The following is a 25706-nucleotide window of genomic DNA, read 5'->3' on the forward strand; positions in this document are numbered from 1 at the left end:
AACTGTGAACAATTGCAGAGCTGCCAAATCAGACGTTAGACCCGTATTTTCTTCTCAATGCGATTGTCGGTTGTTCAATCACATAGTAAGAAACCAAGGTAGTTATGATGGTTAACCCCCAAAACCCAATTTGCCAGGCAAGCGAAAACTTATTCAAACCGATTGCATACGAGATAAGTGTCATAGACAACCAATGTTGCAAATACAGCGAGTAGCTTAACTTGCCCACAAAAGTGAGTGGGCTTAACGCCAAAAAGCGTCTAATAGCGGCAAAAAAACTGGCCTGATTAAATAAGACATTCAGCAATATTAAAAAAAGCCCTACATTTTGTACGCTATATCTGAAGGTCTCTCTAAAAAACAGATCTCGCACCAATAGCGATAAGAGAATTGCAGCTAGTCCGAGCACAAAATAACCAAACTTGAGTAAGTGGCGCTCAAGCCACTCTTTTTGTACGGGCTTATGCATAAGACAAGCCATAAAACACCCGAACGCGATCGAATCAATCCTTGCCTCCGTAGCCGTGTACGTATAACCACCCTCATGCAGTAAGTCAGGGAAAATCAAGGCGTAGCCTAGTCTGATCAACAGCGGTAGAACTAAAAAAACCACGATGATTTGGTAATAGCGATTTGAGCGATAAGTAAACGCGAGCAGCGGCGCAAACAAAATATAAAAATGCTCTTCGATGGCAAGACTCCACAAAATATTAAATGGAGAGAGCAAACCATCTACATTAGAAAAATGGATAAAAATTTTATAGTAGTTGGCAAAGTAAAATAATGCTGCTGAAATTTCTGACATCTTGATGGCGTGATTGATATAGAGAATCAATAGGCTCGAGATGATAATGAAATAAATGGCTGGCGGGAGTAAGCGCCAAAACCGACGGATATAGAACTTTTTTAAATCTATATGCTGGTTTTTTTCGGCTTCGCTAATCAATAAAGAAGTAATTAAGTAGCCACTAATAAAAAAGAAGATCGTGACCCCAAAACCGCCGGGAACAATATGGCCGAAACCCGCATGAGAAATCATGACAAGTAATATCGATAATGCCCTGATGCCATCTAGTTCTGGTGTGTATTTCATAAAGTGACTTCTTAGTTTGCTAAGTTAAGCGTTTATCCTCACACGCTACTTGGCTACACTTTGACAAGTTTGCGTGATTTTTCGCGGAATGGACTTTCTATCAGTCGATACGTGATGTAACCGCTGATTAAGCAAGCCGCAATAAAGCCAATGGTAAGAATGACCGCCAAAGGGAACTCAAATTGCGGGATGGATAAGCCCTCAACAATCATTTCCGGCCGATGAAACAGTACTCTGATCACTTGTTGATAAAACCAAAGCACGAGTCCATGTGACATGTACAGGGAAAATGAAATGGTGCCCAACCAAACCAACGCCGGATGCGACAGAAAGTGCTTCCAAAAGTGGTCTCGTGACAACAATATTGATGCAATCAGTAAGCAAGTTAAAGGATAAATCAGCACTTTAAGTGATTTGGTATCATGGCCAAACACCATAAACAAGCCAATCAACACAAAACATAGCGGTATCCAATAGGGGCTCAGGCCCACAGAGGTTTTCACTTTGCTAATACCAAGCGCCAACATGCAGCCGATAAAAAAGCCAGCGATACATCTCAGCATAAAATCATGCTGCTCAGGATGGTAAATGAAGAGAATGGCAGTGGCTGATAAGCCCAGGGCCGCAAAAATATAATTTTTGAATTTTGCAAAGTTGAGCACAATCAAGCCAAAAATTAGATAAGTGTAAAACTCAGCGCTAATAGACCAAGCTGGACTGTTAAAAGTGATGGCCTGTTCGTTTGGCCAAAATGCTTTAATCATGAACACATCGCGCATAAACGCAGCTAGATTGTTTTGCTCGAAGGGTTGCTTGCTGAGGCTGGCAATGCCGAAATAATGCTGCAAAACATATTTCAATATTTCAATGCCCAGAAACAACACTAAAAAAAGTAGATGTACTGGGTATAAGCGACCAAATCGCAAAAACTGAAACTTTGCTAATTCGTAGGCTGTGGTGATTCGATTCGCATAAGCGGTATAAATGACAAAGCCTGATAGTACAAAAAACAAATCGACCATCATAAAACCACTACGAATGATTGAAATGTCATGGATCAACGGGTTCCATGCTGGCACATGATATAAAACCACCAGTAAGGCAGCAATGCCGCGTAGGCTTTCTAGCTGATCAATCTTTTTTATAGTTTTACTCATTGATGTGTTTTGCAATTAAAAATAGAAAATCGCGCTAATCTCTTTTGGATTTAACCCATTCAATTTGACGGTTCACAAAAAACTTAGCATATAACTGGATTTTGCTGATTGCATATACCGGCGCATATGTCAGCAACTCAAAAAATGGCAGAATTTTGCTGCCATGCTTAAACCAAGAGATCATGACAAATGTAGATAACAGCAAAAATTGAATCACACCGTAGCCCCATGGGAAATAGGCATTTGTTGCAAGCATCAACCCCGCAGAGACCATCGCAAATAAGCCACTCAGCAAGAATAATAAAGCGACTGGCGGTACGCATAGGTCTAGTGCCATGGCGATCATCTCGATATTTGCAGTGCGAATACCCTTAAACAATAAAGGTAGGCCTTCTTGCACAATCATGCCGATATGACCGTGTTCCCATCTTTTACGTTGTGAGGCTGCGCCTTCATCATTCATCGGAAACTCGCTGGTCACATAAGCTTCAGGGCAAAATTTAGGCGCTAAATGTTGCTCTGCTAAATCGATACCCAACTTCATATCTTCGACAATATAGCCTTTGGCTAAGTTAGCCCCTTTCACATGCTGCCATGGGAAAGCCATGCCCGAACCCATCAGTTGCATGGGCATGCCTAAACGATGAAAACCTAAAGGCCGTGTCCAGCTTTTGACGACATAAGCGAACTCAGCGAGCTTGGTTTTCACCGGAGAATTTGGTTTGGCTTGAATTAAATAAAGTGCTTGCACAGCGCGTTTGCCTGTAACCACGGCTTGCACCAATGCATTAATGGTATCCGGATACACAATGCAATCGGCATCGAACACAATCATCACTTCTGGCGGGTTATTTCTTAAATATTGAATACCAAAGTCGAGTGCATAGCCTTTGCCACGTAAGGTCTCATGCGATCTCTCAATGACTTCAGCACCAAGTTGGCGCGCAATCTCTGCCGTATTGTCAGTGCAATTATCAGCAATGACTACAATTCTGGTATTTGGGGTGGCTGCTTTTTGAATAGAGGCTAACGTTTCGCTAATCCCGGCTGATTCGTTGTGCGCGGGAATCAACAATGCGACTGTTGCTGATTGTGCCTCAACCTTTTGATTGCGGTAGCCAGGCAGTACCGCCACCAAAATCTGCAAACAAAAGGTCAATACTGGGATTGCCAGGATGGCAAGCAAAGTAAAAAAAAGCACTTCAGCAACAATCAGCATACAGTCAACTTCTATCAGGTTAGGCCAACGACCAAAATTTACTCAGTTACTCGGATTAATGTACCACTTACAGTAGAGCTTGCGCCGACTCCGCTGGTAACCACTACATTTGGTATGACGTCATCCGCAGGCCAAACAAATGTCCTTGATTTGCCGTTTACCAAGTCATAGGTGTCCACTCTGGTGCTATATCTTTTGTCTTTGAGGATTAATCTGAGTTTACCACCACCTGTGGTGACAGCAGTCAATTTATATTTATCGCCTTTCTTAGGCTTTGCCCAAGTGACTTTAGTGAGCGAGCGACCCGAAGGGTTTGACTGTACGACATTTGTAGTGGTTTGACCAAACACAATAGCCTGCTTCCAAGTATCAAATTTACCCGCAGATGGATCGTTTGGCGCACAAGCAGCGCGTTTATAGACGCACCAAGGGCCACGCATCGAAAGAATATTTAAATTCTTTTCGGGTATAAATGGATTACCTGATGCATCTACCCAAGATTTTGCTGAAGTTACCATACGCAATGACTGGCGGATTAAATGTAATTCATTAGCCGCCCTGTAGTTGTAACCATTTTTATGTAAATTCAAGCCGGAGCCGTTTTCAACATAAATAATAAATGGTGTACCGTCATTGGTATCAACGATATACGCACCATACACTTTCAAGGTGTTTACAATTTTGATCAATTCTGGTGTTTTAATCTTAGAAACATCAAAACTGTCAGGCAGCATCAGCAATGCACCCTCAGGAATTTTTCCTGTATTTGTCGGGGCATAGACATCTGCGGATGTCGCTGGATAAACATAGGCTGGATTTGCAGCTGCACCATTTAAGGCCAGTGACATAGCCAATGCGTGCGGATAGATAGGATCACTACTTGCGAACTCATTCTTACGGATGATGCCAGCGCATGCACCAATCCCAACAGCTCGAGCACCTTGATAATAATGTGCTGGATCTGCCCAACCTGTACCGTCAATAGGCGACCACGCGTAAAGATTCGCCGTCCATTCACCATTGGTGTTTTTCAGCTTCCAGAACGAATGAATCACACCGCTGGCAGTGTCGTAAATATCGGCATGACCATCCCCGCCAGAGGCAGGCACGAGATCTGCTGGCCAATGCGGTACTTCAATTTTTGGGTAATGAGTTTCTGCATCGGCATCGTAAACCCCTCTTTGACCAGGGTTAGGTTTCACGGTCACAGATCCACTTGTTTCATCTGCAAAAAAACAACCTGAGGATAAAATACCCTCGTGAATATTTGGATTGTATTTTGAAGTTGGAATAACAAAATCAGAGAAAGTTGGAGAAACTGGCTTACTTTTCCACAAAGAATTTACTGCAAACGGCTTTGTATAACGTGCTGTATCTGCTGCGTTTACATCTGCATTCAATGCAACCAATGCAAGCCAAGGTAAAGCAAGAAGACTGGTTTTATGAAAGGCTTTCATCATTTATTCCTTTGTAGTCACACTTTGAGTTAAATGATCAGCAAGCCTTAATGCCAACGCAACAATGGTTAATGTCGGGTTAGCATGGCTATTCGTGGTAAACACGGATGCGCTAGCGATGTGCAGGTTTTTGACACCATGCACTTTGCAATTCACATCCACCACACTGTCATTCGGAGCGGTGCCCATACGGGTGGTACCCATATGATGGCCGCCAACGGGTAAAGCGTTCTCCATTGCCTTTTGTAATGCTTGAGGCTCAAATTCAAGCCTGCATGCTTTTGTCTTCTCAAATTGCTTTTGTAATAAATTAAAAGATTTAATACCAGAGGCGATATCTTGTGCGGTCATTCTCCATTGAACGCTCACCCTTGGCATTCCAAATCGATCACATTCTTTTAGTAACTCGATTTGGTTGTTTACATCTGAAACTTGCTCGCTATTAAACTCTATCGGATAGGTGCCATTACGGTTGGCAACCAAGGTGTAAGGGATACGCCGCTTAGCCAGTTTTATCTTAAACAACCAGTTAAACGCAAAACCGATCACCGAACCAATATCCATCACCACATTCATGAGGTGTTTAATCGATTGACCACGCACAGCAGTTTGGTTCACGCCGTGATTTAGAATCGCCTGATACTCAGGTTTTAAAATCGACTTAGCCAGAAAAATAGTCGACATCACACCACTACCATGCGAAGGATCCGCATACGCCGGAAAATGTAACCGAAAGGCCGCGTTCAGTAAGCCATGTTCCGCTTGAAATTCAGATGAAAATTGCAGCTTACGCCGCGCGTAAATACCCTCAGTGGTTTTCTGAAAATCAAATACAGGTAGCTCACCCTTAAAACGCAAAGCACCAAAAATTAGGTCGTAATGGCAGGCATAATATTTACCTAAGCTGGTATCCATCCACTGCCAAGCAGGTGTTTTTTGCCGCGTGACCAACATCAGCCGCGTCGATTCAATGCCCCCCCCTGCCAGCACCACCTGTTTCACTTTAACCTCAAGTGGCTGTTGGCCGTCATGCAGCGTGACTGATTCAACAACATCGCCAGCAGCACTGGTATTCAGGCTCACACAACGCGTGCGTAACAAAACCAGCACGTTGGTCGAGTCAGTTAACTCTTGGCGAAATTTTTTACCAAAATCGGTTGGCAGGCTGTAGCGCTCAATGTATTCGTTGAGTGCAGGCGCTAATAACGGCGCCTCGGTGAAAATAGGTTTTGTGTTTGGGCCAAAAGCGCTGATGGTGAAGTTATTTACACCAGCATCGCAATAATCCAAAGCTACATCGTAGTAGCTCGCAATCGCGCCAGCGCCCTCAGGCCAACCACTTTCGGGGACATGTGACCGTTTTGCAAAATCATGTGCATCAAGTGGTACACAGCGGCCGCCCCACAAATGGGTCGTTCCGCCAAATCGTTGATATCTAAATTCGGTAGTTTGTGGATGCGGTGCTGTCGCCTCCCCCATGTAAGCATCGACAACCTCGGGCGTTTCATTCCAATCACCACCTTCAATCAGTAGCACCCGCTGTCCAAGACGCGACAGTTTCACTGCGAGACTAATGCCAGAAGCACCTGCACCGATGACACAAACTGAGTAGGATTCCAGTTCGGAAAGTTTTGTATTGTGAAGATAACCGATCATGTTAGCTTTGCAGTTGTTCCCTGATCAGATGTTCAAGCTTATTCACTTCAACTTTAAAATTAAAGTTACTCTCAATTGTGTTGCGAGCAGCTGAACGGACGGTTTCACGTAATTCTGGTTGTGTGATGTAACATAAAATGGCACTTTTCAAAGCCACCTCATCGGATGGTGCAACAACCATGCCAGAAACACAATGCTCGATCAGTTCAGTCACCCCGCCTACATTGGTACCAATGACTGGCACACCGCAAGCCATGGCTTCCATCAAGGAGACAGGCACGCCTTCAGCAAAACTAGGCAGAATAAATACATCGCTATCCAGCAAAGTGTCGCGTACGGTTTCTTGGCTAGCAAAGCCCCCAAAATGGACCATTTGTGTCAATCCATGTTGCTTCACCGCAGTTTCTAAAGCCGCACGCTCTGGACCATCGCCCAAAAGTGTCAAATGAAAGCGATGGCCTTCGTTTTTAAGCGCAATTAAACTACGCAATAACACTGGCACGCCCTTTTCGGCAGCCAGCCTGCCAACGTAAAGCAGTTTTACTGGTGTGTCAGCGGCTGCCTGTGTTTTGACTTGCGCATAGGGGTATTGATCGACATCTACACCGCAATGAACAATCTGTAATTTATGCCAATCTTCAGCATCAGAAAAAAGCATCATTTGACTGCGGCAATAGTTGCTAATACACACAATAAACTTGGCGTGTTTCACTTTTTCGCGAAGCGCCAACAAAGTCGGCTCGAAAAAAATATGCGGCCCATGAAAGGTGACGCTATAACCCACGCCACTCAACTGACTCGCAAGCATCGTCACCATGCCACTGCTATCCCCAAAATGATTGTGCACATGTTGCACATTATTCTGTTGCAGGTAGTTTGCTAGCAACAATGCCTCTTGAAAGTAAAAAAGCTGATACAGCGTACCTTTTACACCCGGTCGACGCGTTTTAAAAGCCAACTTTAGTGTTTTAAAGTAGCTGCAGGTCGCACTGAGCAAATACTTAACATTCAGTTGAATCAGCTTTAACGGGCTCGCGGGCAAAAAATAAGTGGTTTGTTTGCGCTCATTTAAAATCAAAGGACTCACGTTGTTGGCGCCCTCAGGCTGCCTGAGTGCACTCGTGAGCACCTCAACGCCTGAAGCTCTGAGTCCAATCACCTCGCGTTGGATAAAGGTGTCAGTGGCGCGCGGGTAGCTGCTAGTAAAATAGGCAATTTGCATCGTGAAAACTCTTTATTTGTTAGTCTGAATGACTTTATCAAGTGGTTTTTTCGTATCAAAAAGTCTAGCACCAGACAATGTCAGTCCGAGCGTAAACCACAAATACCAGTTAAAAACGAGATAATCGAGCAGGTTATCTGCATATCCCATAAAGGCAAATTCCATCAAGATCACAATGACTGTGAAAACAAGTAACTTATTGAATTGGTAAATACTTAGAAGCTTTTTCAATACTTGAAAAATCAAATACAGAAACGCCAACAGGCCGAAAATCCCTAGCTCAAAGAACAATTGAACATAAATATTGTGGGCATTAATATCAAACTCCTGTTTTTCAAAGGCGTTTGCCATTGCAAAACTAGTTGAGTGGTGAATAAAACTATACAGGCCATACCCAGTTAAATAGTGAGATTTGGACATCCAAGCGATACTGTCTGACCAGATTTTCACCCGCCAAGCGTATGAGTTCAATCGACCATAACCGCTGGAGCCAAAATCGTTGTCACTGGTGAGATCTAAAACGCGTTCCTGCACCTCTGGAATCAATAAGGCTAAAAATGGCGCCAAGATCACTATGAACAGGTATTTGCGCTCGTGTAGCAATGCATATAAAAAGAAGAAAAGATAACAAGCAACCCAACCTGACCGGGTTTTAGTCATAATCAACATACCAATGAGCAACAGTATGTAGAACGGTAACAATCTGCGAATAGTGGGGCCTATCGCGGTAATTTTTGATTTATAAATATAGAAGCAAATCGTGATCATCAACACCAAATAAGGTGCGAAAGGATTGGGGTGTGGGAACGTGCTCCTTAAACGGAATCCCTCTTGGTAGCTAAATGCCAAGCCTCTGCCACCAAATAAGATACAAAAAAGGCCATAAAGAATTGGGATAATGGATGACAGTGCGACTGCTTTAATCCACTTATCGAAATCTTTTTGTGAGTTCACAAGCCTCATACCCAGGAAAAACATGGAAGCATAGGAAACATAAATCAAAAAAACCTTAATGCTTTGAAGGGTGGCAGGTGAATAGGCCAGTGACAAACAAGATAGCGTTAGAAAAATAACCCAAGCCTTTTTGATCCCTCTAACATCCTGCTGTAGAGGCTCATTTTTCTCAAAAAGAGTCAGGATGGCAATCAGTATCACTAAAGCATTTAAAACCGCACCAATACCGAAGCTGCCAAGTTTAATTGTGTTGAACACGACATCCAATGAAGATCTTGAGAGAATCACTAACAGAAAGAAAAAATAGCGGTCGAATACGAAAGTCAAACCAATGACGATGGCGACGGGCAAGCTGAGTAGATAGATATAATTCTCACCAACCAGCTGGGTCAGAAGTAAAGAAACCAATCCAAAAAATAATGCGGACAATGCTGCCAGCAAGATCAGCGATACTTTAGTGATATTCATATTCATCTTTGGCACGGTTTAACCAGACTTTTTCTCATTGAAACTAAGTGAATGAACTTTGAGCGAAACTTATTAAGTTCTCAGTGTGGCCGCTAATAAAGTTAACAAGCCTTTTGGCCAAAAACCTAATTTGATAAACTTGAGCCAATCTGAAAAATTGGGTCGATTGTTGTAGTAACGAGAGAACATCTGCAAAAACAGTTGTTGCGCATTTCGCTTTGAATCTTGGCAATGCTTGCTCACAAAGCGGCTATAGGCTTGCTCCAAACGGGCTCTGGATTTAATCGAAATTCTGTCGGTTCTCGGCGTGTCATCCATAATTTGAGTGGGAATATCGAGCAACGAAGCTTTACCGAATTTTTGTAAGACTCGAAAAAAGAACTCCATGTCCTGCCAAGCTGGCATGGCTTCATCGAACAATCCCGCCTCTATAAATGTGCTTTTTGGCGCAAAAATCTGATTTCCCACATGATTAAACTCAAACAACTGCTCATAACTGACGTTGCCTAATTTTTTCGATTGCGCAACCTCTTTGCCATCTCTGTAAATCAAATCCGGCGTGTATAAACAAGAAGGATGAATAGCATGTCTCTCTAAAAGCTGCCAATAATCGAGCATTAATGCCAGTCGATTGGGCAAAAACTCATCGTCATCATCCAACCCAGTAATAAACTCACCCGTGGCGCTTTTAATGGCCAGATTACGCGCGGCAGGCGCGCCTTCTGACTGGGGCTTGATGAAGAATTTTAAGCGCGGATCAGCGGCTGATTTTTGCTGTAAGTATTGTTCGGTGTCATCGGTCGAGCCGTCACTGACAACAATCACTTCAACATCTTGGTGCGTTTGGTTGAGTACAGAATCAACCGCCTTTTCTAATGCCTGTCTTCTATTTTTTGTTGGAATGTAAACAGAGATTCTCATGGTCGATTCAATTCTTTCTGCTAAAAACTTTGCCTAAATATGACTTTATTAAGGATGGAAACAACACATAACTCACTAACAAATAAAACACGACACCAAAAGAAATGGCGACGATAAAACTGACGGACATGCCCCAATGGCTATTTAATTGGGTGAAGGCATATCGGGTTGATAAGCACATTAAAAGCGCAACAACCGCTGGCTTCCATATGGATTTTAATAAATCAAGTGGGCTGCAGTGCACCAACTTACCCGCGCTGATGACTAACGGAACGCCTGTAATGACACTGGCATAAAAGTACCACTCTGCGACGCCAGTGACCCCGTATGCAGCGCCTATGTAATAAGCGATGACATGGACTAACGCACTCGCCAACGAAAACCACATCAATAGGCGCGTTTTAGCTTGTGCCATAAACACAGTGCCGGTGGTGCTGGAAATCGACTGCACAAAACCCACCGGCGTGAGCCAAGCTAGCACCGTGGCGACTTGTATCCATTGGTGGCCAAAGGCGATTTCAACAAAGGGTTCGCGCAAGGCAAAAATGCCGGCCATGAGTGGCGCTGTTAAAAAAGCAATAAAAGTGATGGTTTGCAAATAAAGCTTACCCATTTCATCGAGTGCATTTTGCTGACGGCTCATCACCGGAAGCAATGCTCTTGAGGAAGCCCAGGTAATGTTTTGCACGGGTAACAACATCACTTTGTACGCCATTGAGTAGATCCCTAGCGAGGCGGCGCCTAATATGCGGCCGATGACCATGCTGTCGGCATTTCTAAAAAAATAAGTAATCAGCTGAAAGGCAGTCATGTGCCCGGTAAACGGTAATAACGTTTTCAGTTCTTGCCAGCTTGGTTTGCCTTGTGGCCGCCAACTTGAAACCATCCATAACTGCACTGACGACAGCAAGGCCATGAGTATGGCTTGTAACACTAAACTGTATACCCCAGCGCCATAGAGGGCGGCAGCCACTGCAACCACCATGGCGATGAGTGAAGAAATCACCTCAATAAACGCCAGTTTTTTAAATTTAGATTCTCGCTCGAGCAAGGCCTGATGTGAGATCGATGAGCTTGAGATCGGAAAAATTAGCGCCAATATGACCAAAATAGCGATCAGCTCGTCATGCTTAAAATAGTCCGCGATGATGGGCGAGCACAGCGCGATCATCAACGCAATCACCACGCCCACCATGACGTTAAACCAGAACACGGTGTTGATCGTGTGGTGGGTTAAGTCTTCTTTTTGAATAATTGCCGCCGACGTGCCTTGATCCCGAATCAATAATGCTAAATTGGTCACTACTGTCGCCATGGCCATCAGACCATAATCACTGGGCGGCAAAATTCTTGCTAATACAAAGATATTGGCAAGTTGCGAAGTGATTCTAGCTATCTGGGAGACGGCGACCCATTTAGCGTTTGAGACAGCAGACATTCAGTGACAGTCTAATATTTAGTTTGGTAAAAGTAAGCCTGGCGAGCGATTTTCTACTTGGCGGGCAAACTCTAAAAGAAACTTTTCATGCAAGGCGTAGGCCTCGGCACGCTTGCTTTCGTCTGCAATCGCAGAGGAAACACGCACTAAAATACCGTCATCTAACCGACGATTTAATAATCCGTCTTCAATAATTTTTAAACGCATTTGTAAGCCGGAGGTCATGGTGCGGTCGCCTACCCGAATCCAGTAACTGACTGCCTCGAAATGATTTTGGCCTTGATACAACTGCCGTTTGCCGACAACGGGGCTGCTGCGCTTGAATCCATCAAACGTCACTGTTTCGCTTTTGAGTAACTGGTAGCCTTGGGCCGGATAGCAGATATCTGGTTGATGAATTTTGACGTCTTGCCGTTGCTCTTTGGCATAGGCCAATGCCACCATGACTTGATGCCCTGCTTGATCGGCATAGGTGCGCATTAAAGTGTCGTCGTATAACTCGTTGACCAGGCTTTTTTCATCACTGACAACACTGACTTGTGGGGTAGATTGTTGTACCTCTACCCAGCCATCGAGCACGCGAGGGATAGACCGCTCAAAATCACTGGCATGCGATGCGTAGTGATGATCCGGTTTAAGCAAGGTTGCCAAGCCAAAAAAGATGATAGCCACAACCAACAAGGGCAAGCCTGTAGACAGGTTTACGTGCGGCAGCTTTAAGTATAAATCTTTCATAATGGACGTTACTCTTGGCTCAACAAGCTTTTCAACTTGAATTTTTCAGCGATTTTTTGAATCAGTGAATCGACGACGATGATCAACACCAGCGCTGTCAAGAAAAGCACCATGCCGGAGAAGTTATGCAAAAAGCCCTGCCCTGCTTCATCACCTAAGTGAAAGGTAATCAAGGCCAGCGTGCACACTCGTAATACGTTGGAAGTAAACGAAATTGGGACAATCAATATGGCCAGTAGCACATTGCGCCAGAACGCTTGGTGGTTAATCACGTTAATGTAGAGTAAGCCAATCGCCTCTAGCGTAAACAAAGAGTTCAGCCCAGCGCAGGCATCGGCAACCAACAGTTTGTATTGCCCGATTTGCAAAATCACCCCTGATCTGGCGATAGGATAATCCAGGGCATACAGCAAATGGTCAGCGGCGTATGAGACGGCGATTTTCATCGGCTGCGTCAAGGTATCGATCACCGAGGTTGGCCATGGGATCAAAAAGATGAAAAAGAACAGTGCAAACCAGTATTTAACGGCGGTTTTCGCGCCGAAAATAATGCAAATTAAGCCGCACAGAATAAACACGAGCGACAGAATAGAGATGATGTAAACGCTTTGTGAGTAGCCGACCACATATAGGCCACCCCCAAGGATCACCAATGGCCAGCCGAGGCCAGGGCTTGGTTTAAACGTCTGCGGTTTTTCTAAAATTTGTTTGGTTTTAAAATAAAAAAACCAAAGCCCGATTGCCAAGACAATCGGGCCATGCGATTGCGTGTCAGAGTTCCATACCGTCACAAACAAGTCATGAAACACCGGCACATACAAACACAACAGCGAGACTAAAACAGCCACATAGCCATAGACTTTTTGATTGGATGGCGGCAGGGCCGCAATAGTCGTCGCTGACATACTAGCTTGCGTTCAAGGCAATTTGCACATCGATGCCCAAGCTACGGCATGCTTCGTAAGCCTGTTGGGTGTCACTGATTGTGGTTTGATTCTGCTGGGTTGAGATCAATACACCACCCACTTTTTTTGCGACGATTTGCGCATCAGACGACTGCAAAATCGGTGAGGTATCCATAATGATGACGTCGTAATGTTCACCGAATACTTTTAACAACTCATCCAAGGCCTCTTTGTTAAGCAGCTCTTGCGGGTTAGGAGGCGTGGCCCCTGCCGTGAGGATGCTTAAATTGAGCAATGATGGAATTCTCACCACAACATCAGTCGAGGCTCTGCCAACCAGAATGTCTGACAGACCGTGATGGTTGTTGAGCTTGAATAACTTGTGCTGCGAAGGTGCGCGCAGATTGGCATCAATCAGCAATGTACGTTCGCCGAGTTGTGAGAACACAATCGCCAAGTTAGAGGCAAGCAAACTGGCACCATCGGCCTCGCGGGCAGATGACACGGCAATGGTTTTAAAACCACGCTCAAACCAGCGCAAAATCAGCTGGGTTCTGAGAGAACGCAGTGATTCGACTTGTTTAGAGAACGGATCAAATGCCGAAATCAAACTGGCATTGAACGATGACTTGTCTGGGGAAATATAAGGGTAATCAAACTGATAAGACAAGGCTTGATTGATATCCTCGATGGAGACAAAACCGAGCGCCATGGCGGCTTCACCAAAACGCATCGATTTCTCTTTTTGAAACTTAAGGATGCGCTCAGCGTCTTTTTCGGTAATCTTTCCCATATCCAGCAACAGATGACCAATGCTGGAAGAAACCGTTTTCATGGGCGTGTTGTTCTCTGATTCAATAATATTCATACGCAATCACTTTTGCCTGATAAATTGTTTTGGTAAGTCAACATTAGACTGACTTGAGGCTGTATTCAAACACTGGAATGTCACCCAATGCCAACAGATCGTCTTTGCTGCGCACACGGCGATCAAGCATTTCTGCCAGCAACGCGAACAGACAACCCAATAGGCCACCGATGATCAGCGAGAATGGTGCGATCAGTAACAAGCTCGGGTTACTTGGTTCTAACGGTGGAACCGCTGTTTCAAGAATAGAAATATCGCCCTGCGTAGATTGACCTTCAAGCGCTGTTTGACTAAAGCGGTTGTTTACGGATTCCAGCGCGTTTTGTGCGATTTGCACTTCTTTTTCAAGAATCGACAAATCGGATCTGAAACGATTCAAATCAAGCACTCTTTGCTTCTGTTTCTCCAGCTGGAACTTCAAATCACCTAAGCGGTTTGAATTGATGCTGGCGCTGTTGCCTAAACTCACCACCGTGCGATCAATTTCAGTATTTAACTGACTCTTGATTTTGTTCACTTCGGCTTCTGCTGCAATGTACATCGGGTGATTTTTGCTGTAACGCTGGCCCATCTCAGCCAACTTTGATTCTGCTGTAATCAAGCTCATACGCATGTTTTGAATCACGGGATTTTGCGCAACATCAGGCGAGTCACTCATGTTTCTGGCCGCGTCATTGCGGCGTGAATTGGCTTCAATCGATTGTGACTGCGCCATGCTGTATTGCGTAGACAAGTCTCTCAGCTTTGAGCTTTCAACGTCGAAAGAATCCTGAACGCTGGTTAAGCCATGTTTTTGTTGATACTCGGCCAACTTGTCTTGCGCTTTTTGCACGTTTTCGCGCAATACTTTAGTTTGTTCTGACAAGTATTGTGAAGCTTTAATGGCCGGGTCAATCTTCAGCTTTAAACTTAAGTTGATATAAGAGTCTGCAAACGCGTTGGCCATGGTTGCGGCAAACACTGGGTCTACGCCTTTATAGCCAATGCTAATCACACTGCTCTCTTTTGAAGGCAGAATCATCAATTTTTGTTGCAACAAATCTGCCAGCCACTCGTTAATATCAGCCTGCTTGCCGGCAGTGGCCTGTGCAAATTGTTCTTGCAAAGACTTCACCTCGGCCAGATGTAAACGCTTGATCACATCCAGCGTAACATTTTTACTCTGAATAATATCTACCTGGGTGGCCATGTAACCGGGCATCAACTGGGCAGGCATCGCCATCCCAGTCACCGGATCCACCCCTTTATAGTTCAGGATCACTCTGGTGGCTGCTTTGTAGCTTTTCGGAAACAACAAACTCACGACGCTTGCCGTCAGTAATGTAATGACCGATACCAACAAAATCATCTTATAGCGTGCCTTTAAAATCAGCACTAACTGCGTAAAATTCATGGTCAACCCTTTAAATTACAACAGACTTTCTTCAATAAACAACACATCTTCGTCTTGCAAAACGGCTGACAAGTCTGGCGTTTGCTTTACCACATGGCCTTCAGCATTTTTGCGATGTAGCTTGACGGAGCGTTGTGTGCCGCGAATCGTCAGGCCACCGGCTTTTGCAATCGCTTGCATCACGGTCATGTTTTTATCCACTTTAAACATGCCAGGACGTTGCACTTCACCATAGACGTATACTTGTGGTGCTTTTGGCACATAGATCACATCACCTGGTAACACATCTTTGTTGAGTGCGCTTGCAGGTGCACGGAAGATCTCATCCACATTCACTTCTTGCGTCACTGAAGAACCGGAACGTTGTGTTGTAAAAAACAAGACTTCGCCCGCCAGCTCATTTGAGCCGCCAGCCAAAGCGATAAAGTCTGTAATTTTGCGGTTACCGCCTTGAATGCCATATTTTCCAGGACGTAACACCTGACCACCAACCGCAACATCACGCACACTCACGTAAACGGTTTCGCCACCGACCAAACGAATATCTTCATCTTTCAAGTTACGACGCTCGATGACTTCGTTCAAATCATACTCACTGCGTTTATCACCACGCACCAAGGTAATGATTTCTGAAGCCTCAGGCACCAAGCCCCCTGCTTCAGCCAAAATATCTTTAACATCTGTCGGGCGTGTAATCGGATAGCGACCTGGTTTTGGCACGCCGCCCAACACAGAGACAGACTTGCTCATAAACTCAAGGACTAACATCGATACTTGCGGATTGGCAATAAAGCCACCACGTTTTAATTGCTCTGCAATGCGTTTTTCACTCTCGATGGTGGTCAGGCCGCCGACCTTGACTTCACCGATGAGCGGCATCGTCAGTACGCCGTCCTCTGAGACCCGCGTTTCGCGCGTGAGCTCAGCATCCCCATAAACAATGACTCTGACATAGTCTCCTGCACCTAGGGTATAGTCCGCGTGGGCTAATGGACTTAATACAAAGATCAGTCCGGCGATTAAGTATTGGAAAAACTTTCTCATAAGCAATGAACTCTTTTCGTAACTTTGGATTTAAAGATTTGTATATTACGGCAACTTTTACGTAAAATTAATTCAGGGTAAACAGTTTAACTAATGGTATTGCGAATCAATTTTTTCATTAAAGACTTGAATACCCGCTAAATTCTGCAAGCGCTCAATTTCTTTTTTAATATAAGCCTGCTTTTGCTGCTGCCCCAACATTTTTTTTGCCACCAAGAGCGCGGATGACATGCTGGTAGGCACGTCAATAATATCCTGTATCGATTTCACAATCACTTCATGGTCATTGTGCACATACATTAAGTCACCTTGATGCAAATGACTCACTTTTGACAAAATACTCAGCGGTAATCGATCCGTCAGAAACTGGCTACTATTTTTGTCATAGACGATGTTTTTGGCATGCAATGTATCCTCTAAAGACGATAGCGTGGTCACGGCTTGTTCCATCGCTTTGATATCTAATTGTGCAGGATCATGCGTAAAAGTCACATCCACCGTTTTAAACAGTTTTCGCTGCTCAAACATTTCTGGGTGCGCCTTTAAAAACTCACTCGCGGCTTCATCGCTGATCTCCGGCAACTTGGCCATTTTTTTTGCCATGTAGGCCTGTGCATAAATCTGCGCCTTAGAGGACTCAATCGCCTGAGTCACCTCCGGTGTGCGGTCTAAGTTCAACTTGACGGCCTCTTGCGCTAGTAACTGCCGGTCAATTAAATTGGTTAATACTTTTTTTGCCGTGTCTGCATTTTTAGTGCTTGCAGACAGTTTTGTCATCTCAGCCTGCAGTTGAGGCATGGTGAGTTGCTCACCATTGACCGTTGCCACCACCTGTGAGGCCGACATTTCATCGCTCTGCTGACAACCTGACAGCAGAAGTAGTACCAAAGAAAGCTTGCTAACCCTATGAAACATTTACTTTCCAGTCATTAACACTGCTACCGCTCAAAATTATCAAATCTTCAAATCGACCATGACGCTGGTGGTGACGTCATCGTAATCAAAATTATTGTAAGCCGAGGACGCGTTTCTTTTTGATTTGATAGAGCTTAAGGTGAAGCCTATGCTTTTAATTGGTCGCCAAGACACCGAGCCAGAAAGACTTTGCTCATCGTCTTCTCGGTTAGCTACACCAGCTTGCACCGCCTGCTTAAAGTCTCGCTGCGCAAGGCGACCATTAAGCATAAAAGTAAGTTTCTCAGAGTACAGATAGCTCAAACCCAAACTGGCTGAGTCAGTGACGCTATAGGTACTGTATTCCGTTTCAAAAGGACTGGCTGTTCTGGATAGATCTAAGTTGGCTCTGATTTTGCCGGTTAACAGCAAGTCATACTTTAAGAAACCGATCCAAACGTTATAGTCTCGGATAGAAAAGTTATCATATTCCCGCGACAGGTAAGCCAGCTTGCTGCTCAGATTACTTTTGCCGGTAGGCTTCAGAACAAAATCAAACTCGTATTCGTCTTCAGTAAAGCCATTATCAAACAGCGAGGTCGTGTTTAAAGTCCGGTCGAACTCACCGTTGCGTTTGTGCCCTAGCCAGCTCAAATTACTGCCAGAAGCAAAGTTGTATCGTGCACCATAATCGAAAGCAGTCGCATTGTATTGTGCAACAGCGTTGAAGGTTTGACTGTTTTGAACTTTGGTCTCAGTCAAACCTGCAATTAAAGCCCACACTTTATAAGGCGAGTATTCCGCTCTAAATTGGTTAATATCGATGGTTCTAATGTTTTGCGTAAACAAACGAAAGTCATTAAACCCGTTTAAGCTTTTGTTACGGCTAGTGGATAAGTTGCCTGTCAACGAGGGCGTTAGTGACCATAACCATTTCGCGTCATAGTTAATCGCATCAAAGTTCAAAAAATCACTGTTTTGGTATTTATAATCAACGTAATTAACATCTGCAATAAACCGCTGCAAAGAGTAGGTTTTATCGAGCTTAACCCCAGCGGTGTAAGTGGTAATTTGATCTGAGGTTTCGTTGTTTCTAACCCGAAACAGGTTGTTGTCATAGGCGCGGTTCACCGATGTATTGAATTGCAAGGTGTCATATTCATCAGCGAAAACACTGATGGGCAACACCCCTAGGGTCAATGCAAACAGGCACCGAATCGGTCGTTTAATATTTATTTTAGTTGATCGCTTGCGGAATGACATGTGTTATTAGCAATAGCAAATGATGTTATTTGAGTACATTCTAACCTGTAAACCTGCTTTTATTGCCACCAATACTTAACTTTTTAACTAGCACAATAATATTTATTTAATTAGTTTCCTAGTATAACCCTATTGGCGAGTCAGATTTATGACAAACCAGTCGCCAAGCCTCAGTCATTCGACGATTGCTGTTGAGCATTAATTTAGTTAAACTCAATTGAGTACATTGAACTAAATTATAATTATGAAAAAAACGATGAAACCCCCTATCAGAACCATCTCTGGACTGTCGTCAGGCCCTCGAAGTCCACTTTACTTCATCGAATCCATCGTAGAGCCCCTCGTTTTAGTATTTTTTATGTGGGGGATTTTTATCTACTTTGAAGACCGTATTCCAATCTCGATCTTCTTTACCTCCATTCTGCTGTTTTCGGTGACTTTTCCAAGTGGCGCGAAAATTCGTTTGGGCTTTTGGAAAATGGCTAGAGACGTTATTTTCCAGTGGGTGTTGTTGGCCGGCATGGTGCTGATTTTTGCTCGAATTACTGGCTACATCACCTTGTATACCCCCGAAATTGTCTACGCATGGCTAATCGGTACCCCGATTGCGCAGATCTTGGCACTGACCGCGCTCAAAGAACTGTCGCCTTTATTTATCAGCTTGCAGGGGCCTACTAAAAATGCGGTGATTATTGGCCTCAATGAACAAGGCTTGGCAGTGGCAAACAACTTGCTAGCCGATGAATATAGCCGAGTCAATGTGCTTGGCTTTTTTGAAGACCGCGCGCCGGATCGGGTGCCGCAAGAACATGGCTACGAGGTACTGGGTGCGTTGACTGATATTCCGGCGTATTGCAAACACCATCAAATCCATACCATTTATATCGCCCTACCCATGTCCAGCCATCCACGTATTTTAAAATTACTGGATGACTTAAAAGACACGACGGCTTCGATTTATTTTGTGCCTGATATTTTTGTCACTGACTTGATTCAAGGTCGCGTATCTGACGTGAATGGTATTCCGGTAGTCTCGGTGTGCGAAACCCCCTTCACCGGCGTCGACGGCCTAATCAAACGCACGGCAGACATTTTGTTCTCACTGTTTGTATTGATTTTGATTTCACCGATTTTGATCATCGTCGCGCTGGGGGTCAAACTGACCTCACCTGGGCCGATTATTTTTAAACAACGCCGTTATGGCTTGGATGGTCAAGAAATTCTGGTGTACAAGTTCCGTTCGATGACGGTGACTGAAGATGGTGTGACAGTGACCCAGGCGACCAAGAATGATCAGCGCATTACGCCGTTGGGTGCTTTTTTACGCAAGTCATCGTTGGACGAGTTGCCACAATTTATTAACGTGTTACAGGGTCGCATGAGTGTGGTGGGCCCACGCCCGCATGCCGTGGCGCACAACGAGGAATACCGTAAACTGATTAAAGGCTATATGGTGCGCCACAAGGTGAAGCCTGGTATCACCGGCTGGGCGCAGGTGAATGGCTTTCGGGGCGAAACCGATACCTTAGAAAAAATGGAACAACGTGTGCATTATGATCTGGAATATTTGCGCAACTGGAGCCCGCGTCTGGATATGCTGATTGTGGCTAAAACCGCATGGCTCACTATTGTTGGTCAAGATGGTGCCTACTAAACGCACGTATGAAGCCTAAATAAAAACCGGACACTGTCCGGTTTTTTTACGCCTGTATGTGTTGTTGCAGCAAGGTCGAGGCTTCATCCACCCAATCGGGGCGTAAACAATCCAGCGCATGTACATCATCCATGCCACGTAACCAAGTGAGTTGACGCTTGGCGAGTTGGCGCGTGGCATAGACACCATGCTCACCCAAGGTGGGCAAATCAATATCGCCATTGAGATATTGCATGGCCTGCCGGTAGCCGACACAGCGCATACTGGGGCTATCTGCGGTGAGTGATGGGTAAGTGAGGAGCAAATGTTTTACTTCATCGACAAAACCTTGCTTGAGCATCAACTGAAAACGCTCAGCGATACGTTGATGCAGCACACTGCGCTCACTGGGCATTAAGGCAAGCTTGAGAATATGAAACGGCAATGCGGTTTTTTCTGACTGTGCCCGCAGTACGCTCATGGGTTTGCCGCTGATGCGATAGACCTCCAGTGCGCGCTCAATCCGCTGTGAGTCTGTCGTGTGGATATTGGCCGCAACGGTCGGATCTATGCTGGCCAATTGTGCGTGCATGGCTGGCCAGCCATGCAAGGCAGCTTCAGACTCGATTTGTGCGCGTATGGCACTGTCGGCCTCAGGCAAATTGCTTAAGCCATGCTGCAAGGCATTGAAATACAGCATGGTGCCACCAACCAAGACGGGCACTCGACCACGTGCGGTGGCCGCATGCATGAGAGCTAAGGCGTCTTTGGCAAATTGCGCCGCTGAATATTGCTCTAGCGGCGTAATCAGGTCGATTAAATGATGTGGCGCCTGACGTAAAGTCTCGGCATCCGGCTTTGCAGTACCAATATCCATGCCGCGATACACCAATGCCGAATCCACACTAATAATATCCACCGGAAAGCGCTGATTTAGCGCAATCGTAGCCGCAGTTTTGCCGCTGGCGGTGGGGCCCATCAAAAAGATGGCAGGCGGTAAAGTATGGGTGGTCATAAAAACAACAGCATCAGCGAAGGTGAAAGGCTCAGCGGTCGCCCGAATTAATCATATTTGATATAACTGAAGCGCAAGTCACTCTGCGGGGTGCCTTCAAGCGCAGAATTACCTTGGGCGTTCGGTTGCCATTGCACAACTTCTTCAATTTTTCGCGCGAGTTCGATGTCTTTCATGGTGATGCCTTTGGCACTGTGGGTGCACAATTTAACAATCACGAACGCATACGACACGGTTAAATCGGGGTGATGCCAAGCGGCTTCGGCCAAGTGACCAACGGTATTCACCACCATCAGCGTGCCCTTCCAGCTATTGGTTTTGTATTTGCGACGAATCCAACCGTCTTCATACACCCAATGCGGTAGAGAGGTTGAAAAGTGTTGTTGAATTTCTTGCTCGGTGAGCACCTGATCGGTCATTTTGCGCTCCTGCACATGTTTGACTAGAGCGCTACAGTATACCTCAGCGCACGCGTTGGGCTGTCAGAATAGCGTTGGTTGATGCGCCCGCAATGCGGCCAGCATCGCAGTGATCACCGTTAAATCAGCACTGGTGCCTGGATTAATGCGTTGCGCTTTGAGCGCATGATCCCAAGCCAGCAGTGCCGGCATTGCTTGTTTTGGATTCTCTAGTGCCAACAATGATTGGTAATAATCGCCAGCCTCATGTTGTATACGTTGCGCGACAGTGGCGCCGAATTTACGGGCAATGTGACTGTCAGGGGAGCTAGACAGCCAATACAAATATACTGCGGTCAGCGCCCATGCTGGGCGTTGCCAGCGTTGCAGACAGGTGTCATACAGTGGCAGCGCTGCCTCAAAAATCTCCCGAAAGCCTTCGACGTATTGGCGAGCAATCATATCGACCGGGCTTGCTATCTGCATGGCTTGCATCAAAGTAATCTGCGGCGGTTGTGAAACATCATGCTCGTCTCGCTGACCCATGCCAGCCGGACTGACTAAACGGATGCCTGCATAGACTTGCGTGGCATCGTCGATGGTAGATTGCTGACACACTTGTTGTATCGCCGCAGCTAACGCCTGCTTGGGAGATTGCAAACAGGCTTGCACCACCGGCGCTGCCAATAAGATGATGCCTAAATTGGTATTGCAACCGACCTTGGCATGGGTGGCCTGCAAAGCCTGCAAAATGCGTTGCCCAAACGTGCGCTGTCCGAGCAGCTGATCATCACACAAGGCAGGCGCTGATACTTCAGCGCTATTCACAAAGTCTTGCACTTGCATGCCGTGTCCATCGGCAAACACGTGCACATTGCCTGGCTTGAGCGCTTCTAGCTCAGCGAGACATGCGTTACGATACGCCTGTTGCAGTAACGCCATCATGGCTGCGCCGCCTGATTGCTCACCAAGCCCAACAAGTCATCCACCAACACATCAGCAATATCAAACGCGGTGATACTCTGTAAGCCGCGCCAAGCTGGAATACTGTTCACTTCAATCACCCAAAGTTTGCCATGTTTGTCACGCATGACGTCGACCCCGGCATAATCGATGCTGATCGCCTGCGCCGCACGGACGCCAATCGCGGCCACATCGGCCTCATCACACGGTGTGCATCGCGCGCCCCTTGCAACATTGTGCAACCAGTTGTCGCCTTGCCGACGCATCACCGCCACTGGCTCGCCACGAACCACAAACACACGATAATCATGCTGATACGGGCCACAATCAATCTTTTCTTGCAGATAATAGACGCCTTCGACAAACCTATCCTGCGGCAACGCAAACGCTTGGCGATGCTCAATCAAGCGCACGCCTTTGCCTTGCGACCCAAACAGCGGCTTAATGACTAGCGTTTTACGCGCATCCAACGCCTGTTGCATCAAGTGATGGGCAATCTGACGGTGTTCACAAACCCAAGTGGCCGGTGTTGCCACGCCCTGCTCTGCCAGTAATTGACTGGTTAGGCCTTTATCGACAGTGGTTTCAATCGCGCGGCCATGGTTGTAAACGACCATGCCTTGGCGCTGCAAGGTATGCAAAAGATTCATGCGGGTGATGATTTGCTGGGTGGTGCCAGCAGCCACGCCACGCACAAATGCCATGGGGGCGGGTTGGGTCAAACCGGGAATATGCACTTGTACTTGTTGCTCGCTGATACTGACATGACAACTGTCGAGAGACACCATCAGGGCTTGCCAGCCGCGACGCGCAAAGGCTTCAGCCAAACACTGGCCATGCCAGCCGCCAGCTTGGGCGACTTCGTCAGTAAAAATGGGAACAACTTGCATAGAAAAACTTATGAATAAAGGCGCGGGCACGCTGTGTGCGCCACATTGTACCCGTGCTTATGTGGCTAAAGCAAAAATTTAAATTTATCCACCAAATGATTGATTCAAAAGCACTTCATTGAATTGTCCTGCGAAGAATGTTCGGCCGGACTTAAGGTTAGTGACGCTGACCTTGGCCGGCGAGAACAACATCGGATCAATTTGGTAAAAATCCATATTCACCGCTTTAAAGACCTCTGCAAACGGCCGACCGTAATCTTTGGAGGCAGAAGACGGTAATTGTGTAGCCAACTGCTCAGCCGCCGCATCATCGGTGTTCACAAACAATTGCACAAAACCACCAAACAAAATGGCATCGTTGGTGCGGCCCATGCCGACAATAAAATCGGGTGAAGGCGCAGGAATCGGCGCAACGCCGTAGCCATCAACGATGGCATTCAAATCAAAATGCAAGGTGTGACATTTGTGCAGCGCGACCTCAAGCACACGGGCGGTCACTTGTAATGAACCAGCCAAACTGCGGGTCGGTGTCAGAATAAACGTCAGTTTGTTCGCGGCTAGGCCAGTATCCCTCGCCACTTTCTCGATCACCTCCAACGGTGGAATCTTGTCAGTTTCAAGCACCAATACCGTTTGTGTGCCTTGATCACGGTAATTAATCTCTTTGAATACCTCTTCACGTTGGGCAATGGCGCGCGCCGGGCCGCTACCGAGCGAAAAAAACTTTTCATGCGATAACGCCCACCCAGCATATTGGCTGCCCAAGCAGGCAATCACTGGCTGCTTGGCCGTCACCACCACACTGAGCGGCCAATGGGCAAATTGTGGCACATGCTGCAAGGCAACACTGCCCAGTCCGCCCATGCAAATTTCGGCAATGATACGGCCTGCCTCTAAGCCACCAGGCACTTGGATACCGGCGTCGACGATGGTCGCGCCACTCTCGTGTGTAGACACGGCGCAACCCAGTGCGGGCGCATTCGCAATCAGTTCGGCAACCAGCGGTGCGCTGTATTGCTGAACGCTAATGGATGTTGAATTCGATGTGCTCACAGACATAAGTCCCCCATAGTGTGTGTAATTGTGTTTTTTTATCGCGCAATGTTTGCTCAACTTCGCGCGCAGTGTGCCCTTCTGCATAAACGCTGCAGAGCGGCTGACCGGCAGCAACATGGCCGCCAACAGGCTGATCCTCTAGCCAATCAGGCAAGTTTAACTGACTGGCATCTATTGTTTGCCGGGCGTATAAAATACGATGGCTAGCCAACAATTCTGGTGGTTTTAATGCAGGTAAGGCTTGTTGGTCACAGGCGTTCAAGTGTGCTTGGATCAAAGGTAGTTGCATATACAAACGCATACTGGCACTTAACCTAGGATTGACCTCGAGTAAGTGCAAGGTTTGTGTATCCCAAATGGCATCGATACTATTGATACCCACGAGGCCTAATGCGGGCAACAATGCCGCTAACAATTGGTGCGCCGCACTGATCAACGCAGCATCTTGCGAGCGCGATGCGCCGGCATAGGCGTAACTCCCTGCATGCTGATGGAGTGCATGCACGCCAATGAGATTGTATGTATCCGCATGCGCTACAAACAAAATACCTACCGCTTGGCCTGGTTGATATTGCTGCCAATAGGTTGAGGCGTCTTGAATGGATTGTGCTTGCCAGCGCTCGACATGGCCTCCCCCGCATTGCCCGACCTGCTTGGTAAACCAGTCTCCAACGGTCGGCGGCGTGACGCTGATGGCGGGTGATTGCACGCCCTGAGCCTCACAAGTTGCCTTCAACCATTGCGGATTTTTGACGTTCACAATGGTTTGTGGCGTATTTCCCAACACAGGATAGCCTGCAAATAATGCGGCATAAGCATCAGGATGCGCTTCAAAGCCCGATCCCACCAACACGGCATCGGGTTCAAAAGCATCCAACGCAGGCATCAGAGCATGCATCGCGTGGTCCAAAGGCTGGTCGAGCATCGCTGACCATTGGTACGCTGAATCGGCGGCTAGTCGCGTGTCTGTATCGAGAAACGCATCGACAGCGAACACCGTAAAGCCCTCGCGTTTTGCCATCTGGCTATAAATACGCGCGCTGTGTGACACCATGGCCAGCCGC

At 46.2% G+C, this 25706-nt stretch carries 23 protein-coding genes; 1 reads left to right on the top strand and 22 read right to left on the bottom strand.

Features of this window, described 5'->3' with window-relative positions:
• Nucleotides 1-28: 28 nt before the first annotated feature.
• From FIT99_RS06475 to epsL, 16 genes are all read right to left on the bottom strand, one after another.
• Nucleotides 29-1093: an acyltransferase family protein gene (locus tag FIT99_RS06475; RefSeq protein WP_140003530.1), complete on the bottom strand. Its 1065-nt coding sequence runs from the start codon at nucleotides 1091-1093 to the stop codon at nucleotides 29-31.
• Between the two features lie 53 nt (nucleotides 1094-1146).
• Entirely contained in the window at nucleotides 1147-2250 is a 1104-nt protein-coding gene (locus FIT99_RS06480; RefSeq protein WP_140003531.1) for an acyltransferase family protein, read from the bottom strand.
• Nucleotides 2251-2284: 34 nt separating this feature from the next.
• Nucleotides 2285-3469: a glycosyltransferase family 2 protein gene (locus FIT99_RS06485; RefSeq protein WP_140003532.1), complete on the bottom strand. Its 1185-nt coding sequence runs from the start codon at nucleotides 3467-3469 to the stop codon at nucleotides 2285-2287.
• Nucleotides 3470-3507: 38 nt separating this feature from the next.
• Nucleotides 3508-4929 carry an Atrophin-1 multi-domain protein gene (locus tag FIT99_RS06490; protein ID WP_140003533.1) on the bottom strand — a complete coding sequence of 474 codons (1422 nt, stop codon included), beginning with the start codon at nucleotides 4927-4929 and terminating at the stop codon, nucleotides 3508-3510.
• Nucleotides 4930-6582 carry a GMC family oxidoreductase gene (locus FIT99_RS06495; RefSeq protein ID WP_140003534.1) on the bottom strand — a complete coding sequence of 551 codons (1653 nt, stop codon included), beginning with the start codon at nucleotides 6580-6582 and terminating at the stop codon, nucleotides 4930-4932.
• A gap of 1 nt (nucleotide 6583) precedes the next feature.
• Entirely contained in the window at nucleotides 6584-7804 is a 1221-nt protein-coding gene (locus FIT99_RS06500; protein ID WP_140003535.1) for a glycosyltransferase family 4 protein, read from the bottom strand.
• A 12-nt stretch (nucleotides 7805-7816) separates the two neighbouring features.
• Nucleotides 7817-9226: an O-antigen ligase family protein gene (locus FIT99_RS06505; RefSeq protein ID WP_223261132.1), complete on the bottom strand. Its 1410-nt coding sequence runs from the start codon at nucleotides 9224-9226 to the stop codon at nucleotides 7817-7819.
• Nucleotides 9227-9298: 72 nt separating this feature from the next.
• Nucleotides 9299-10147, bottom strand: coding sequence for a glycosyltransferase family 2 protein (locus FIT99_RS06510; RefSeq protein WP_140003537.1), 849 nt, complete (start codon nucleotides 10145-10147; stop codon nucleotides 9299-9301).
• 7 nt (nucleotides 10148-10154) lie between these two features.
• Nucleotides 10155-11585, bottom strand: a complete 1431-nt coding sequence (locus FIT99_RS06515; protein WP_140003538.1) for an MOP flippase family protein — start codon at nucleotides 11583-11585, stop codon at nucleotides 10155-10157.
• A gap of 18 nt (nucleotides 11586-11603) precedes the next feature.
• Nucleotides 11604-12320, bottom strand: a complete 717-nt coding sequence (locus tag FIT99_RS06520; RefSeq protein WP_140003539.1) for an exosortase C-terminal domain/associated protein EpsI — start codon at nucleotides 12318-12320, stop codon at nucleotides 11604-11606.
• Nucleotides 12321-12328: 8 nt separating this feature from the next.
• On the bottom strand, nucleotides 12329-13225 hold the full coding sequence (xrtB, locus tag FIT99_RS06525) for an exosortase B (protein WP_140003540.1): 897 nt from the start codon (nucleotides 13223-13225) through the stop codon (nucleotides 12329-12331).
• A 1-nt stretch (nucleotide 13226) separates the two neighbouring features.
• On the bottom strand, nucleotides 13227-14093 hold the full coding sequence (epsG, locus tag FIT99_RS06530; protein ID WP_140003541.1) for a chain length determinant protein tyrosine kinase EpsG: 867 nt from the start codon (nucleotides 14091-14093) through the stop codon (nucleotides 13227-13229).
• Nucleotides 14094-14136: 43 nt separating this feature from the next.
• Complete coding sequence (epsF, locus tag FIT99_RS06535; protein WP_140003542.1) at nucleotides 14137-15486, bottom strand: chain length determinant protein EpsF; 1350 nt, start codon at nucleotides 15484-15486, stop codon at nucleotides 14137-14139.
• A gap of 15 nt (nucleotides 15487-15501) precedes the next feature.
• Nucleotides 15502-16530 carry an SLBB domain-containing protein gene (locus tag FIT99_RS06540; RefSeq protein ID WP_140003543.1) on the bottom strand — a complete coding sequence of 343 codons (1029 nt, stop codon included), beginning with the start codon at nucleotides 16528-16530 and terminating at the stop codon, nucleotides 15502-15504.
• Nucleotides 16531-16620: 90 nt separating this feature from the next.
• Nucleotides 16621-17445: an EpsD family peptidyl-prolyl cis-trans isomerase gene (locus tag FIT99_RS06545; RefSeq protein ID WP_140003544.1), complete on the bottom strand. Its 825-nt coding sequence runs from the start codon at nucleotides 17443-17445 to the stop codon at nucleotides 16621-16623.
• 39 nt (nucleotides 17446-17484) lie between these two features.
• Nucleotides 17485-18687, bottom strand: coding sequence for an XrtB/PEP-CTERM-associated polysaccharide biosynthesis outer membrane protein EpsL (gene epsL / locus FIT99_RS06550; RefSeq protein ID WP_396652202.1), 1203 nt, complete (start codon nucleotides 18685-18687; stop codon nucleotides 17485-17487).
• A 358-nt stretch (nucleotides 18688-19045) separates the two neighbouring features.
• On the opposite strand from epsL, the gene FIT99_RS06555 reads away from it, so the two are divergent.
• On the top strand, nucleotides 19046-20341 hold the full coding sequence (locus FIT99_RS06555) for an undecaprenyl-phosphate glucose phosphotransferase (RefSeq protein ID WP_140003545.1): 1296 nt from the start codon (nucleotides 19046-19048) through the stop codon (nucleotides 20339-20341).
• Nucleotides 20342-20387: 46 nt separating this feature from the next.
• Here the strand turns inward: FIT99_RS06555 and miaA are convergent, their stop codons facing one another.
• From miaA to FIT99_RS06585, 6 genes are all read right to left on the bottom strand, one after another.
• A complete protein-coding gene (gene miaA, locus FIT99_RS06560) occupies nucleotides 20388-21335 on the bottom strand; it encodes a tRNA (adenosine(37)-N6)-dimethylallyltransferase MiaA (RefSeq protein WP_140003546.1) in 948 nt (315 codons plus the stop codon).
• A gap of 47 nt (nucleotides 21336-21382) precedes the next feature.
• The gene (locus FIT99_RS06565; protein WP_140003547.1) at nucleotides 21383-21754 is read right to left on the bottom strand and encodes a 4a-hydroxytetrahydrobiopterin dehydratase; all 372 of its coding nucleotides are present in this window, start codon (nucleotides 21752-21754) and stop codon (nucleotides 21383-21385) included.
• Between the two features lie 63 nt (nucleotides 21755-21817).
• Nucleotides 21818-22678 carry a triphosphoribosyl-dephospho-CoA synthase gene (locus FIT99_RS06570; protein WP_140003548.1) on the bottom strand — a complete coding sequence of 287 codons (861 nt, stop codon included), beginning with the start codon at nucleotides 22676-22678 and terminating at the stop codon, nucleotides 21818-21820.
• On the bottom strand, nucleotides 22675-23586 hold the full coding sequence (locus FIT99_RS06575) for an ATP-grasp domain-containing protein (protein WP_140003549.1): 912 nt from the start codon (nucleotides 23584-23586) through the stop codon (nucleotides 22675-22677). Before FIT99_RS06575 ends, FIT99_RS06570 begins: the two co-directional genes overlap by 4 nt.
• A gap of 84 nt (nucleotides 23587-23670) precedes the next feature.
• Complete coding sequence (gene mch, locus FIT99_RS06580) at nucleotides 23671-24645, bottom strand: methenyltetrahydromethanopterin cyclohydrolase (RefSeq protein WP_140003550.1); 975 nt, start codon at nucleotides 24643-24645, stop codon at nucleotides 23671-23673.
• Complete coding sequence (locus FIT99_RS06585; RefSeq protein ID WP_223261134.1) at nucleotides 24611-25696, bottom strand: ATP-grasp domain-containing protein; 1086 nt, start codon at nucleotides 25694-25696, stop codon at nucleotides 24611-24613. Before FIT99_RS06585 ends, mch begins: the two co-directional genes overlap by 35 nt.
• Between the last annotated feature and the right edge of the window lie 10 nt (nucleotides 25697-25706).

This window comes from Methylophilus medardicus, assembly GCF_006363955.1.
Lineage (GTDB): Bacteria > Pseudomonadota > Gammaproteobacteria > Burkholderiales > Methylophilaceae > Methylophilus > Methylophilus medardensis.

What these genes read in the sequence shown, in the direction of transcription:
- FIT99_RS06475 (WP_140003530.1), bottom strand. Translation starts at nt 1,093, where the DNA reads ATGAAATACACACCAGAACTAGATGGCATCAGGGCATTATCGATATTA.
- FIT99_RS06480 (WP_140003531.1), bottom strand. Translation starts at nt 2,250, where the DNA reads ATGAGTAAAACTATAAAAAAGATTGATCAGCTAGAAAGCCTACGCGGC.
- FIT99_RS06485 (WP_140003532.1), bottom strand. Translation starts at nt 3,469, where the DNA reads ATGCTGATTGTTGCTGAAGTGCTTTTTTTTACTTTGCTTGCCATCCTG.
- FIT99_RS06490 (WP_140003533.1), bottom strand. Translation starts at nt 4,929, where the DNA reads ATGATGAAAGCCTTTCATAAAACCAGTCTTCTTGCTTTACCTTGGCTT.
- FIT99_RS06495 (WP_140003534.1), bottom strand. Translation starts at nt 6,582, where the DNA reads ATGATCGGTTATCTTCACAATACAAAACTTTCCGAACTGGAATCCTAC.
- FIT99_RS06500 (WP_140003535.1), bottom strand. Translation starts at nt 7,804, where the DNA reads ATGCAAATTGCCTATTTTACTAGCAGCTACCCGCGCGCCACTGACACC.
- FIT99_RS06505 (WP_223261132.1), bottom strand. Translation starts at nt 9,226, where the DNA reads ATGAATATCACTAAAGTATCGCTGATCTTGCTGGCAGCATTGTCCGCA.
- FIT99_RS06510 (WP_140003537.1), bottom strand. Translation starts at nt 10,147, where the DNA reads ATGAGAATCTCTGTTTACATTCCAACAAAAAATAGAAGACAGGCATTA.
- FIT99_RS06515 (WP_140003538.1), bottom strand. Translation starts at nt 11,585, where the DNA reads ATGTCTGCTGTCTCAAACGCTAAATGGGTCGCCGTCTCCCAGATAGCT.
- FIT99_RS06520 (WP_140003539.1), bottom strand. Translation starts at nt 12,320, where the DNA reads ATGAAAGATTTATACTTAAAGCTGCCGCACGTAAACCTGTCTACAGGC.
- xrtB (WP_140003540.1), bottom strand. Translation starts at nt 13,225, where the DNA reads ATGTCAGCGACGACTATTGCGGCCCTGCCGCCATCCAATCAAAAAGTC.
- epsG (WP_140003541.1), bottom strand. Translation starts at nt 14,093, where the DNA reads ATGAATATTATTGAATCAGAGAACAACACGCCCATGAAAACGGTTTCT.
- epsF (WP_140003542.1), bottom strand. Translation starts at nt 15,486, where the DNA reads ATGAATTTTACGCAGTTAGTGCTGATTTTAAAGGCACGCTATAAGATG.
- FIT99_RS06540 (WP_140003543.1), bottom strand. Translation starts at nt 16,530, where the DNA reads ATGAGAAAGTTTTTCCAATACTTAATCGCCGGACTGATCTTTGTATTA.
- FIT99_RS06545 (WP_140003544.1), bottom strand. Translation starts at nt 17,445, where the DNA reads ATGTTTCATAGGGTTAGCAAGCTTTCTTTGGTACTACTTCTGCTGTCA.
- epsL (WP_396652202.1), bottom strand. Translation starts at nt 18,687, where the DNA reads ATGTCATTCCGCAAGCGATCAACTAAAATAAATATTAAACGACCGATT.
- FIT99_RS06555 (WP_140003545.1), top strand. Translation starts at nt 19,046, where the DNA reads ATGTGGGGGATTTTTATCTACTTTGAAGACCGTATTCCAATCTCGATC.
- miaA (WP_140003546.1), bottom strand. Translation starts at nt 21,335, where the DNA reads ATGACCACCCATACTTTACCGCCTGCCATCTTTTTGATGGGCCCCACC.
- FIT99_RS06565 (WP_140003547.1), bottom strand. Translation starts at nt 21,754, where the DNA reads ATGACCGATCAGGTGCTCACCGAGCAAGAAATTCAACAACACTTTTCA.
- FIT99_RS06570 (WP_140003548.1), bottom strand. Translation starts at nt 22,678, where the DNA reads ATGATGGCGTTACTGCAACAGGCGTATCGTAACGCATGTCTCGCTGAG.
- FIT99_RS06575 (WP_140003549.1), bottom strand. Translation starts at nt 23,586, where the DNA reads ATGCAAGTTGTTCCCATTTTTACTGACGAAGTCGCCCAAGCTGGCGGC.
- mch (WP_140003550.1), bottom strand. Translation starts at nt 24,645, where the DNA reads ATGTCTGTGAGCACATCGAATTCAACATCCATTAGCGTTCAGCAATAC.
- FIT99_RS06585 (WP_223261134.1), bottom strand. Translation starts at nt 25,696, where the DNA reads ATGGTGTCACACAGCGCGCGTATTTATAGCCAGATGGCAAAACGCGAG.